The organism is Xanthomonas citri pv. mangiferaeindicae (assembly GCA_002240395.1).
Lineage (GTDB): Bacteria > Pseudomonadota > Gammaproteobacteria > Xanthomonadales > Xanthomonadaceae > Luteimonas > Luteimonas citri_A.
Genome location: CP016836.1, coordinates 3827320 through 3839569, shown reverse-complemented (window position 1 = coordinate 3839569; position 12250 = coordinate 3827320). Strand labels below are relative to the sequence as shown.

The following is a 12250-nucleotide window of genomic DNA, read 5'->3' as shown; positions in this document are numbered from 1 at the left end:
CGGCTGCGATCGCACGGAGGACGCCGCCATGGGCGTGCAATCGATCGTCATCGCCGGGCGCGAGGCCTGGCTCAAGGCCTATGAGGCTGGAGACAGCCGCAAGCTGACCCTTGGTCTGCTCGACGCCGTCGTCCGCAAGCTGGAGATCGATGCGCTGCGCCCGCCGCCGCATCCCGGCGGCGAGGAAGCCAAGGCCATCGAGGCGCGCCGTCTGGCCGAGCTCGAGGCCCTGGGCATCCGTGTGCCGCGGGTGCTCGGGGAAGGCGAGTCGACCCTGCTGCTCAGCGACATCGGCACCACGCTGTCCGCACGCCTGCGTGCCGCCGATGGCGACGCGGCCACGATCGATGCGCTGACCCGGCAGGTGATCGCCGCGATCTCCGATGCGCATGCACGCGGCGCCTATTTCGGGCAGATGGTCCCGCGCAACATCACCATCGACGACGCTGGCCGCGTGGGCTTCATCGACTTCGAGGAAGATCCGCTCGAGGTGATGTCGCTGCCGCAGGCGCAGGCGCGCGACTGGCTGCTGTTTGCCTTCGGCATCGCCAAGTACTACGACGGACGCACCGACGCGCTGGCCGATCTGCTTGCCCCGGCGCTGCGCGATGGGCCCGGTGAGGTCGCGTGGCATGCGGGCCAGGTCGGGCGCCTGCAGGGGCTGGCGCGGCGCATGCAGTGGCTGGGGCGCTCGGCGCGGCATATCGCCCATTCGATCCTGGTGGTGCATGCCGCGACGCTGCTGCCGCTGTTGGTGCTGGCATTCGTGCTGTGGGACTGGATCGACGACGGCGAGATCGATCTGCTGCAGATGCTGTTCTGAAGACGAGCGACCGAGTGCTGCGTTGCCCTGCTCGGGGCGTGATCGCGCGCACGCCACGCCGGCCTGCATACGCCTGAGTACAGACAATGTCGTACCCGGGCCCTTATCATCGCCCCGGTTTTTTCCGTTGGAAGATCGTGTGACCGCATCGCAACTCGCATTCGTGTTTCCCGGGCAGGGCTCGCAGTCTCTGGGCATGCTCGGTGAACTGGCCGCGCAGCACCCGATCGTGGGCGAGACGTTCGCGGAAGCCTCCGCCGGTGCCGGCGTGGACCTGTGGGCGCTCGCCCAGCAGGGGCCCGAGGCCGAGTTGGGGCGCACCGAGTTCACCCAGCCGGCGCTGCTGGCTGCTGGGATCGCGGTGTGGCGCGCGTGGCAGCAGCGCGGCGGTGCCCGTCCTGCGGTGCTCGCCGGCCACAGCCTGGGTGAGTACACCGCGCTGGTCGCGGCCGGTGCGCTATCGCTGGCCGACGGCGCGCGCCTGGTGCGTCTGCGCGGGCAGCTGATGCAGGACGCTGCGCCCGCCGGGACCGGTGCGATGGCCGCGGTCATCGGCGCCGAGGATGCGATGGTCGAGGCCTTGTGCCGCGAGGTGTCGGTCGACACCTCCGTGGTGGTACCGGCCAACTTCAATTCTCCCGGCCAAGTGGTGATCGGCGGGCACGCCGAGGCCGTCGACCGGGCGATCGCGCTGCTGGGCGAGCGGGGCGTGCGCAAGGTAGTGAAGCTCGCGGTCAGCGTGCCCTCGCATACCCCGCTGATGCGCGAGGCCGCCGACCGGCTGGCCGACGCGATGGGCACGATCGCCTGGCAAGCGCCTGCGCTGCCGGTGGTGCAGAACGTCGATGCGGCCGTGCACGACGAGGTCGGGGCGATCCGTGATGCGCTGGTACGCCAGCTCTACCTGCCGGTGCAGTGGACGCGTTGCGTCGAGGCCCTGGCCGCGCGCGGCGCCACCCGCGTCGCCGAGTGCGGGCCGGGCAAGGTGCTGGCGGGCCTGGTCAAGCGCATCGACAAGTCGATCGAGGCGCGGGCGCTGGGCCTGCCGGCCGATTTCGACGCCGCCCTGGCCGATTGGGCCGCCTGATCCCCGGGCGGCGGATCGGCCGGCTGGCGCGGATCGCGAGCAGGGCGGACGGGGATCGCACCGTCCGCCACTGGCCTGATCGATCCTTGGACCCCGCTGTAGATTCGTCGCACCCGACGTCTTTTTTCCGGAGCATTCCATGAGCACACCGCTTTCGGGCGAGATCGCCCTCGTCACCGGCGCCAGCCGCGGCATCGGCGCGGCCATTGCCGACACCCTGGCCGCGCAGGGCGCGACTGTGATCGGCACCGCGACCAGCGAGGCCGGCGCTGCGAAGATCGGTGAGCGCCTGGCCGCACATGGCGGCCACGGCCGCGTGCTGGACGTGGCGCAGGCCGGCGCGATCGAGGCGCTGGTCGAGTCGATCGCCGCCGAGTTCGGTGCGATCTCGATCCTCGTCAACAACGCCGGTATCACCCGCGACAATCTGCTGATGCGCATGAAGGACGAGGATTGGCAGGCCATCCTCGACACCAATCTGACCAGCGTCTACCGCAGCTCCAAGGCCGTGATGCGCGGCATGATGAAGGCGCGCCGCGGCCGCATCGTCAACATCGCCTCGGTGATCGGCGTGACCGGTAACGCCGGCCAGGCCAACTACGCCGCGGCCAAGGCCGGGATCATCGCCTTCAGCAAGTCGCTGGCCAAGGAGATCGGCTCGCGTGGGGTCACGGTCAACGTGGTTGCCCCCGGCTTCATCGCCACCGACATGACCCGCGATCTGCCCGAGGCCTCCAAGGCCGCGCTGACCGAGCAGATCGCGCTCGGCCGCCTGGGCGAGCCGAACGACATCGCGCAGGCGGTGGCGTTCCTGGCCAGCCCGGCCGCCGCCTACATCACCGGTGAAACCCTGCACGTCAACGGCGGCATGTACATGCCCTGAGACGGCCGTCACCGTCCTCTCGATTTCGAGGGCAAGTCGTTGAATGGCAAGGGCTTCGATGGTGGTACGCCCGCTGCCCGGCTTTCCCTTACACTATCCACCGCAAATCGCCTCCCCGGAGCAGAAGACCTATGAGCAACATCGAAGAGCGCGTCAAGAAAATCGTGATCGAGCAGCTGGGCGTCAAGGAAGACGAGGTCAGCAACAACGCCTCGTTCGTCGACGACCTGGGCGCTGACTCGCTGGATACCGTCGAGCTGGTGATGGCGCTGGAAGAAGAGTTCGAGTGCGAGATCCCGGACGAAGAAGCCGAGAAGATCACCTCGGTGCAGCAGGCGATCGACTACATCAAGGCACACGCCAAGGGCTGATGCCCGCGTCCTGCGTCGCGCCGCCCCGCGGTGCGCGCAGGTGCCGACCGGTCCGCCGGTCGGCTGCCCGATCCGAATCTGTCACGAGGCCGCACTGCGGCCTCGTGCGTATCGGCGGCCGCGATCTGCGCCGCATCCACGTCAGGAGTTCACCATGGCCAAGCGCCGCGTCGTCATCACGGGCATCGGCATTCTCTCGCCGCTGGGCAACGACCTGGCTTCGAGTTGGGACGGTATCGTCAACGGACGCTCGGGCATCGGCCCGATCACGCATTTCGACGCCTCCAACTTCGCCACGCGCATCGCCGGTGAGGTCAAGGGCTTCGATGCCGGACAGTGGATCGGGCCCAAAGACATCAAGAAGATGGACCCCTTCGTGCACTACGGCGTGGCCGGCGGCCTGATGGCGATCGCCGATGCCGGGCTTGAGATCCGCGAGGCGGACGCCGAGCGCATCGGTGTGGCGATCGGCGCGGGCATCGGTGGCCTGAAGGGCATCGAAGAGACCGCGATCAAGTACCACGAGGGCGGCCCGCGCAAGATCTCGCCGTTCTACGTGCCCAGCACGATCATCAACATGATTTCCGGCCAGGTCTCGATCATGACCGGCGCCAAGGGGCCGAACATCGCCGCGGTCACCGCGTGCACGACGGCCACCCATAACATCGGCCTGGCGATGCGCATGATCCAGTACGGCGATGCCGACGTGATGATCGCCGGCGGTGCCGAGTTCGCGACCACGCCCACCTCGGTCGGCGGCTTCTGCTCGATGAAGGCACTGTCCACCCGCAACGACGACCCGACCGCGGCTTCGCGGCCGTGGGACCGCGACCGCGACGGCTTCGTCATGGGCGACGGCGCCGGCATCCTGGTGCTCGAAGAGTACGAGCGCGCCAAGGCGCGCGGCGCACGCATCTACGCCGAGGTCGCCGGTTTCGGCATGAGCGGCGACGCCTACCACATGACCGCGCCCAGCGAGAACGGCGAGGGCGGCGCACGCTGCATGCGCGCGGCGATCGCCGACGCCGGCATCGACGCCTCGCAGATCGGTTACATCAACGCGCACGGCACCTCGACGCCGGCCGGCGACCTGGCCGAGACGATGGGTATCAAGAGCGTGCTCGGCGACCAGGCCGGCAAGGTGATGGTCAGCTCGACCAAGTCGATGACCGGCCACCTGCTCGGCGCGGCCGGCGGCGTGGAAGCGGTGTTCTCGGCGATGGCGCTGCACGCCGGCATCATTCCGCCGACGATCAACCTCGACAACCCGGGCGAGGGCTGCGACCTCGACTACGTCCCGCACACCGCGCGGCAGGTGCAGGTCGAGTACGCGATGTCGAACTCGTTCGGTTTCGGCGGCACCAACGGGTCGCTGGTGTTCCGCAAGATCTGACGCCTCCGGTGTCCAGACGACGACAAGGCCCGCGTAAGCGGGCCTTGTCGTCGATGGCATGTCAGCCACTGCGCACTGTCCCGAACGGCCATTCAAGATCACCCATCGTGCGTACTCAAAGTCCTCCCCGCGTGCGGAGGGGCTCAGTGAAGCGGACACCGCATCGCACGCAGAAGCGGCCCCCCACCCGGCGCCTGCGGCGCCGACCTCCCCCGCGAGCGGGGGAGGTGAGCCGCGTGGTGTCTTTTCAAAGAGGTCACTGCACGCTGCTTCGCAGGGCTTTGAGATCACCGATCGCGCGCTGCCCTCGCCACGGCGATTCGAAGCCACCCATCGTGCGCGATTCAAGCCCTCCCCCGCACGCGGGGGAGGGTTGGGTGGGGGGGTGTCAGTGAAGCGAATACCGCATCGCGCAGAAGCGCCCCCACCCGGCACCTAGGGCGCCGACCTCCCCCGCGTGCGGGGGAGGTGAGTGACGTGGGCTCTCCCTCAGGCGGGAAGCACGCCCTTCGTCAGCCGCGTTTCCAGCGTACGCCCTGGGGGGTGTCTTCGAGCACGATGCGTTCGGCGGCCAGTTGGTCGCGGATGGCGTCGGCGCGGGCGAAGTCGCGCGCGGCCTTGGCGGCGACGCGTTCGTCGATCAGGGCCTGGATGCGGGCGTCGTCGTCGTCGCTGGCGCCGCGGCCGAACCAGTCGGCCGGCGCCTGTTGCAGCAGGCCCAGGGCTAGACCGGCGCCGAGCAGTGCGGCTTTTTGGGTGGCGCGGGCCTCGAGCGTCTCGGCGCGCCGGGCCTCGCCGGCGATGCGCGCCAGTTCGGCCAAGGCGGCCGGCGTGTTGAGGTCCTCGTCGAGGGCCCGCTCGATGCTGTCGGGGATCGCCGGCGCGGCCTCGATCTCCTGCAGGTCGCGCAAGGTGCCGTAGAGCCGGTCGAGGGTACGCACCGATTGCTCGATCAATGCGTCCGACCAGTCCAGCGGCTGGCGGTAGTGCGCCGACAGCAGCGCATAGCGCAGCGCCTCGGGCGGGTGGGCGCGGACGAGGTCGTGTACGCGCTCGATGTTGCCCAACGACTTGGACATCTTGCTGCCGGCGAAGGTCAGCATGCCGTTGTGCAGCCACACGCGCGCGAACGGTGCGCCGCCGTGGGCGCACTCGCTCTGCGCGATCTCGTTCTCGTGGTGCGGGAACTGCAGGTCGACGCCGCCGGCGTGGATGTCGATCGTGGGCCCCAGATGCGCGGCAGCCATCGCCGAGCACTCGATGTGCCAGCCCGGGCGGCCGCGGCCCCAGGGCGAGTCCCAGCCGGGCAGGGCATCGGTCGAGGGCTTCCACAGCACGAAGTCGCCGGGGCCGCGCTTGTAGGGTGCGACCTCGATGCGGGCCCCGGCGAGCATGTCGTCGGGGTCGCGGCGCGAGAGCTTGCCGTAGTCGGCGAAGGTGTCGACCGCGAACAGCACGTGGCCTTCGGCTGCGTAGGCGTGACCGGCGGCGATCAGCGATTCGATCATCGCGACGATACCGTCGATGTGCGCGGTCGCGGCCGGTTCGATGTCCGGCGGGGCAACGCCGAGTGCGGCCATGTCCTCGCGGTAGGCAGCGACGAAGCGGTCGGTGATCGCCGAGATCGGCACGCCCTGAGCGGCCGCGGCGGCGTTGATCTTGTCGTCGACGTCGGTGATGTTGCGCGCATAGCGCAGCGCGCCGTGCCGGCGGCGCAGCAGGTCGGCCAGTACGCCGAACACCACCGGGCCGCGCGCATTGCCGATGTGGACGTAGTTGTAGACGGTGGGGCCGCAGACGTACATCGTCGGGCACGCGGGGTCGAGTGGGGCGAAGGGCTCCACTTGACGACTCAGGCTGTTGTACAGATGCAGGGACATTGCGTGCTCGCCGGATAACCGCTCGATTCTAGCGGCGGGGCGCTGCCGGCGACAGGTCGCACATGGCCTTGGCATGTCGCCAAGCCGGCCGGGTCACGACAGCGAGGATTCAGCCCCGGTCGTCGGGGGGCGCCTACACTGGCTTGGTGCCCACGCTCGCCCGTCGAATCCGCCGCTCGTCCATGCCGGTGCCCGTCCTGGCCCTGCTGGCCGTTGCCGCGCCCGGGGCAGCGTTCGCACAATCGCCGGCCGCATCGGCGCCGACGGCGCAGCAGCAGATCGAGAACGCGCGTATCGAGTACGCCCAGGTGCTGCGCGCCGAGCCGGTGTACCAGACGTTGCGCGCCACCAGCATGGTCGAGCGCTGCGAGGCGACCACGCCGGTGACGGCCGAGTCGCAACGCCGCGGTTTTGCGCGAGTGGTGGGGGCGGTCAAGGACGTGCTGCGCTCGGATGATGACAAGGTCGAAGAGGTCGACCGTTCGGCCGGCGGCGACTGCCGCATGGTGCCGGTCGAGCGCGAGTTCCGCAGGCCGATCGCCTATGACGTCGACTACGTCCACAAGGGGGTCAAGTACCGCTCCCGGCTGCCGTACGATCCCGGCAACCGGCTGCGGGTGCGGGTCGCGGTGACCCCGGTCATCGAGCCGCGTTGAGCGTGCGGCCGGCCCCTGTTGCAGCGCAGCGCGGCGCATGCGAGGATGCGCGCCCATGACCGCATGCCGCGCCGACGCCGACATCCTGACCTCCGCCCGTATGGCGTCGGGCATGACCTCGCGCGCGCGTCGACCGCAAGCCCACATCCTCCCGGGCTAGACGGAACCTGCCTGCGCGTTGGCGCAGACTCCGACCAAACCCGGCCCATGCCGGGTTTTTTCGTTTCCGCACCGGCCATTTCCTTCCTTCCCGCCTCCCTCGAGCCCATTGCCGATGACCGCCATCCGCCATTTCCTCAACACCCAGGACTGGAGCCGCGCCGACCTGGACGCCGTGCTGGCCGATGCCGCGCGCTTCAAGCGCGAGAAGCTCGGCGATGCGCTCAAAGGCAAGTCGATCGCGCTGGTGTTCTTCAATCCGTCGATGCGCACGCGCACCAGTTTCGAGCTCGGCGCGTTCCAGCTCGGCGGCCATGCCATCGTGCTGCAGCCCGGCAAGGATGCCTGGCCGATCGAGTTCGACCTGGGCACGGTGATGGACGGCGACACCGAGGAGCACATCGCCGAGGTCGCGCGCGTGCTCGGCCGCTACGTCGACATGATCGGCGTGCGTGCGTTTCCGAAGTTCGTGGACTGGCAGTACGACCGCCAGGACATCGTGCTCAGGTCCTTTGCCAAGTACTCGCCGGTGCCGGTCATCAACATGGAGACCATCACCCATCCCTGCCAGGAGTTGGCGCACGCGCTGGCCTTGCAGGAGCATTTCGGCACGTCCGACCTGCGCGGCAAGAAATATGTGCTGACCTGGACCTACCACCCCAAGCCGCTCAACACCGCGGTCGCGAACTCCGCGCTGACCATCGCCACGCGCCTGGGGATGGATGTGACCCTGCTGTGCCCGACGCCGGATTACATCCTCGACGAACGCTACATGGACTGGGCCAAGCAGAACGTCGCCGAGAGCGGCGGCTCGCTGGCCGTGAGTCACGATATCGACAGCGCCTACGCCGGCGCCGACGTGGTCTATGCCAAGAGCTGGGGGGCGCTGCCGTTCTTCGGCAACTGGGGCCCGGAGAAGCCGATCCGCGACCAGTACCAGCACTTCATCGTCGACGAGGCGAAGATGGCGCTGACCAACAATGGCGTGTTCTCGCACTGTCTGCCGCTGCGGCGCAACGTCAAGGCGACCGACGCGGTGATGGATTCGCCGCAGTGCATCGCCATCGATGAAGCCGAGAACCGCCTGCACGTGCAGAAGGCGGTCATGGCGACCCTGATGCGCTGACCCGCTGCTCGACACCGAATCTCCTTTTTACGCATCTCACGGACCACGCCCCATGACCAGCGCCACCACCTCCCGCGACATCGTCCTCGCCTTTTCCGGCGGCCTCGACACCAGCTTCTGCGTGCCCTACCTCAAGGAGCAGGGCTGGACCGTGCACACCGTATTCGCCGACACCGGCGGCGTGGATGCCGAGGAGCGCGCGTTCATCGAGCAGCGTGCGGCCGAGCTGGGCGTTGCCAGCCACGTCACCATCGACGGCGGTCCGGCGATCTGGGACGGCTTCGTCAAACCCTTCGTCTGGGCCGGCGAGGCCTACCAGGGCCAGTACCCGCTGCTGGTGTCCGACCGGTACCTGATCGTCGATGCCGTGCTCGCGCGCGCCGCCGAACTGGGCACGAATGCGATCGCGCACGGCTGCACCGGCATGGGCAACGACCAGGTGCGCTTCGACCTGGCGGTCAAGGCGCAGGGCGATTACCGCATCGTGGCGCCGATCCGCGAGATCCAGAAGGAACACACCCAGACGCGCGCCTACGAGCAGGCGTATCTGGAAGAGCGGGGATTTGGCGTGCGCGCCAAGCAGCAGGCCTACACGATCAACGAGAACCTGCTGGGCGTGACCATGTCCGGCGGCGAGATCGACCGTTGGGAAGCGCCGGGCGAGGGCGCGCGCGGCTGGTGTGCACCGCGCGCCGAGTGGCCGGAAGCGCCGCTGCAGGTCACGCTGCGTTTCGAGCAGGGCACGGCGGTCGCCCTCGACGGCCAAACGCTGCCGGGCGCGCAGATCCTGGCCAGGCTCAATGCGCTGTTCGCGCCCTACGGTGTGGGCCGCGGCGTCTACACCGGCGACACCGTGATCGGGCTCAAGGGCCGCATCGTCTATGAGGCACCGGGTCTGATCTCGCTGCTCGCCGCGCACCGCGCGCTCGAAGACGCGGTGCTGACCAAGCAGCAGAACCGCTTCAAGCCCGAGGTCGCGCGCAAGTGGACCGAGCTGGTGTACGAAGGCTTCTTCCACGATCCGCTCAAGACCGACATCGAGGCGTTCCTGGCCTCGTCCCAGGCCAACGTGACCGGCGAGGTCGTGCTCGAGACCCGCGGTGGCCGCGTCGACGCGGTGGCGGTGGCGTCGCCGCACATCCTCAATGCCAAGGGTGCGACCTATGCGCAGTCGGCCGACTGGGGTGTCGAGGAGGCGGAAGGCTTCATCAAGTTGTTCGGCATGAGCAGCACGCTGTTCGCGCAGGTCAATCGTTGAGCCCTGTTCGTGACGCCGGCCCATGCCGGCGTTGCAACGCATCCGTTGCTCCCGTGTCTCTGTCGATGTGGACTCCATGACCGATCTGCTTGCCGCGACCCTCGACCACCTCGAACGGCTGGTGTCCTTCGATACCCGCAATCCGCCGCGCGCGATTGCGGCCGAGGGCGGTATCTTCGACTACATCCGTGCGCAGCTGCCTGGCTTCGCGGTCGAGGTCATCGACCACGGCGCGGGTGCGGTCAGCCTGTACGCGGTGCGTGGCACGCCGAAGGTGCTGTTCAACGTGCACCTGGATACCGTGCCCGACTCGCCGGCCTGGTCGGCCTATCCGCATACGATGCGGCGCTTGGACGACCGCGTGGTCGGGCTTGGCGTGTGCGACATCAAGGGGGCGGCTGCGGCGCTGATCGCGGCCGCCAACGCCTGCGATGGCGATGCGGCCTTCCTGTTCTCGTCCGACGAAGAAGCCAACGATCCGCGGTGCATCGCCGCATTCCTGGCGCGCGGGCTGTCGTTCGACGCGGTGCTGGTCGCCGAGCCGACGCAGTGCGAGGCGGTGCTGGCGCATCGCGGCATCAGTTCTGTGTTGATGCGCTTTGCCGGCACCGCGGGGCACGCGTCTGGCAAACAGGATCCCGCGGCGAGCGCGCTGCATCAGGCGGTGCGTTGGGGCGACCGCGCGCTCGACCATGTTGCCTCGCTCGACGCCGAACGCTTCGGCGGGCTGACCGGACTGCGCTTCAACATCGGCCGGATCGAAGGCGGCATAAAGGCCAACATGATCGCCCCTGCGGCCGAACTGCGCTTCGGCTTCCGGCCACTGCCGTCGATGGATGTCGACCGATTGCTGGCAACCTTCGCCGGCTTCGCCGAGCCTGCGGCCGCGTATTTCGAGGAAACCTTCCGCGGCCCGAGTCTGCCGTCCGGGGACATCGCCCGTGCGGAAGAGCGCCGGCTCGCCGCACGCGACATCGCCGATGCATTCGAACTGCCGATCGGCAATGCGGTCGATTTCTGGACCGAGGCCTCGCTGTTCTCGGCCGCCGGCCATACCGCCCTGGTATACGGGCCCGGCGACATCGCCCAGGCGCATACCGCCGACGAGTTCGTGACCCTCGACCAACTGCAGCGCTATGCCGATGCGGTGCACCGGGTCATCGACGGCGGATCGCGTCCATGAGTGCGTCACCCGACCCGTACCGTCGGGCCGCCGCGACCTGACGCAGCGGCCGATCGTTCTCCTTCCCGTCCGCGCCCGGTGCGCGGCACAGCACAAGCCCAGACCCATGCACGCACACCAACAGACCCGCCAGACCATCGTGCGCCTGCTTTCGAGCATGGCCAGCGCGAAAGAGATCAGCCAATACCTCAAGCGCTTCTCGCAGCTCGATGCCAAGCGCTTCGCCGTGGTCAAGGTCGGTGGCGCGGTGCTGCGCGACGAACTCGACGACCTGACCTCGTCGCTGTCGTTTCTGCAGGAAGTCGGCCTGACGCCGATCGTGCTGCACGGCGCCGGTCCGCAACTCGACGCCGAACTGTCGGCAGCCGGGATCGAAAAGAAGACCGTCGACGGCCTGCGCGTGACCACACCCGAGGCGCTGGCGATCGTGCGCCGCGTGTTTCAGGCCGCGAACCTGCGCCTGGTCGAGGCGCTGCAGAAGAACGGGGCGCGCGCGACCTCGATCACCGGCGGCGTGTTCGAGGCGCATTACCTCGATCGCGAGACCTACGGGCTGGTGGGCGAGGTGGAGCGCGTCAACCTGGCCCCGATCGAGGCCAGTCTGCAGGCCGGCTCGATCCCGGTGATCACCAGCCTGGGCGAGACCGCCTCGGGCCAGATCCTCAACGTCAACGCCGACTTCGCCGCCAATGAGCTGGTGCGCACGCTGCAGCCCTACAAGATCATCTTCCTGACCGGCACCGGCGGACTGCTCGATGAAAGCGGCAAGGTCATCGACTCGATCAACCTGTCGACCGAGTACGACCACCTGATCCGGCAGCCGTGGCTGCACGGCGGCATGAAGGTCAAGATCGAGCAGATCAAGGACCTGCTCGAAGGGCTGCCGCTGGCCTCGTCGGTCTCGATCACCCGGCCCGCGGACCTGGCCAAGGAACTGTTCACGCACAAGGGCTCGGGCACGCTGGTAAGGCGCGGCGAGCGCGTGCTGCGCGCCACCTCGTGGGATGCGCTCGACCTGCCGCGGCTGCGCACGCTGATCGAGTCGAGCTTCGGACGCACGCTGGCGGACGATTACTTCGAACGCACGCCGCTGCTGCGCGCCTACGTGAGCGAGAACTACCGCGCGGCGGTCGTGCTGAGTGCGGCCGAGGGCAGCACCTACCTCGACAAGTTCGCCGTGCTCGACGACGCCCAGGGTGAAGGGCTGGGACGCGCGGTCTGGCAGGTGATGCGCGAGGAGACCCCGCAGCTGTTCTGGCGCTCGCGTCACCACAATCCGGTCAATATCTTCTACTACGCCGAGTCCGACGGCTGCATCAAGCAGGAGAAATGGAAAGTGTTCTGGTACGGCCTCGACGGTTTCGAGCAGATCCAGCGCTGCGTGGACCATTGCGCGACGCGCGCCGCGACACTGGCGGGTTGAGGACAGCG

The 12250-nt window shown here is 68.5% G+C and carries 11 protein-coding genes; 10 read left to right on the top strand and 1 reads right to left on the bottom strand.

Going from position 1 to position 12250, the window contains the following annotated elements; genetic code table 11:
- Nucleotides 1-28 precede the first annotated feature (28 nt).
- From BEN78_16775 to BEN78_16755, 5 genes are all read left to right on the top strand, one after another.
- The gene (locus tag BEN78_16775) at nucleotides 29-823 is read left to right on the top strand and encodes a hypothetical protein (GenBank protein ASR44777.1); all 795 of its coding nucleotides are present in this window, start codon (nucleotides 29-31) and stop codon (nucleotides 821-823) included.
- A 139-nt stretch (nucleotides 824-962) separates the two neighbouring features.
- Nucleotides 963-1910 carry a [acyl-carrier-protein] S-malonyltransferase gene (locus BEN78_16770; protein ID ASR45208.1) on the top strand — a complete coding sequence of 316 codons (948 nt, stop codon included), beginning with the start codon at nucleotides 963-965 and terminating at the stop codon, nucleotides 1908-1910.
- Between the two features lie 139 nt (nucleotides 1911-2049).
- Complete coding sequence (gene fabG, locus BEN78_16765; GenBank protein ASR44776.1) at nucleotides 2050-2793, top strand: 3-oxoacyl-ACP reductase; 744 nt, start codon at nucleotides 2050-2052, stop codon at nucleotides 2791-2793.
- Between the two features lie 131 nt (nucleotides 2794-2924).
- Nucleotides 2925-3164, top strand: a complete 240-nt coding sequence (locus BEN78_16760; protein ID ASR44775.1) for an acyl carrier protein — start codon at nucleotides 2925-2927, stop codon at nucleotides 3162-3164.
- A gap of 154 nt (nucleotides 3165-3318) precedes the next feature.
- Nucleotides 3319-4557: a beta-ketoacyl-[acyl-carrier-protein] synthase II gene (locus BEN78_16755; GenBank protein ID ASR44774.1), complete on the top strand. Its 1239-nt coding sequence runs from the start codon at nucleotides 3319-3321 to the stop codon at nucleotides 4555-4557.
- A 512-nt stretch (nucleotides 4558-5069) separates the two neighbouring features.
- On the opposite strand, the gene BEN78_16750 is transcribed toward BEN78_16755, so the two are convergent.
- Entirely contained in the window at nucleotides 5070-6437 is a 1368-nt protein-coding gene (locus BEN78_16750) for a cysteine--tRNA ligase (GenBank protein ASR44773.1), read from the bottom strand.
- Between the two features lie 182 nt (nucleotides 6438-6619).
- Here BEN78_16750 and BEN78_16745 point away from each other — a divergent pair, with 182 nt between their 5' ends.
- The 5 genes from BEN78_16745 (at nucleotide 6620) to BEN78_16725 (ending at nucleotide 12242) form a co-directional block, all read left to right on the top strand.
- A complete protein-coding gene (locus BEN78_16745; GenBank protein ASR44772.1) occupies nucleotides 6620-7093 on the top strand; it encodes a hypothetical protein in 474 nt (157 codons plus the stop codon).
- Between the two features lie 274 nt (nucleotides 7094-7367).
- Nucleotides 7368-8378 carry an acetylornithine carbamoyltransferase gene (locus BEN78_16740; GenBank protein ASR44771.1) on the top strand — a complete coding sequence of 337 codons (1011 nt, stop codon included), beginning with the start codon at nucleotides 7368-7370 and terminating at the stop codon, nucleotides 8376-8378.
- Nucleotides 8379-8430: 52 nt separating this feature from the next.
- Nucleotides 8431-9636, top strand: coding sequence for an argininosuccinate synthase (locus BEN78_16735; protein ASR44770.1), 1206 nt, complete (start codon nucleotides 8431-8433; stop codon nucleotides 9634-9636).
- Nucleotides 9637-9712: 76 nt separating this feature from the next.
- The gene (locus tag BEN78_16730) at nucleotides 9713-10819 is read left to right on the top strand and encodes an acetylornithine deacetylase (GenBank protein ASR44769.1); all 1107 of its coding nucleotides are present in this window, start codon (nucleotides 9713-9715) and stop codon (nucleotides 10817-10819) included.
- 106 nt (nucleotides 10820-10925) lie between these two features.
- Nucleotides 10926-12242 carry an acetylglutamate kinase gene (locus BEN78_16725; GenBank protein ASR44768.1) on the top strand — a complete coding sequence of 439 codons (1317 nt, stop codon included), beginning with the start codon at nucleotides 10926-10928 and terminating at the stop codon, nucleotides 12240-12242.
- The last annotated feature ends 8 nt before the right edge of the window (nucleotides 12243-12250 follow it).

Coding starts and splice junctions, on each gene's coding strand:
- BEN78_16760 (ASR44775.1), top strand. CDS start 2,925: ATGAGCAACATCGAAGAGCGCGTCAAGAAAATCGTGATCGAGCAGCTG.
- BEN78_16735 (ASR44770.1), top strand. CDS start 8,431: ATGACCAGCGCCACCACCTCCCGCGACATCGTCCTCGCCTTTTCCGGC.
- BEN78_16775 (ASR44777.1), top strand. CDS start 29: ATGGGCGTGCAATCGATCGTCATCGCCGGGCGCGAGGCCTGGCTCAAG.
- BEN78_16745 (ASR44772.1), top strand. CDS start 6,620: ATGCCGGTGCCCGTCCTGGCCCTGCTGGCCGTTGCCGCGCCCGGGGCA.
- BEN78_16755 (ASR44774.1), top strand. CDS start 3,319: ATGGCCAAGCGCCGCGTCGTCATCACGGGCATCGGCATTCTCTCGCCG.
- fabG (ASR44776.1), top strand. CDS start 2,050: ATGAGCACACCGCTTTCGGGCGAGATCGCCCTCGTCACCGGCGCCAGC.
- BEN78_16750 (ASR44773.1), bottom strand. CDS start 6,437: ATGTCCCTGCATCTGTACAACAGCCTGAGTCGTCAAGTGGAGCCCTTC.
- BEN78_16740 (ASR44771.1), top strand. CDS start 7,368: ATGACCGCCATCCGCCATTTCCTCAACACCCAGGACTGGAGCCGCGCC.
- BEN78_16730 (ASR44769.1), top strand. CDS start 9,713: ATGACCGATCTGCTTGCCGCGACCCTCGACCACCTCGAACGGCTGGTG.
- BEN78_16725 (ASR44768.1), top strand. CDS start 10,926: ATGCACGCACACCAACAGACCCGCCAGACCATCGTGCGCCTGCTTTCG.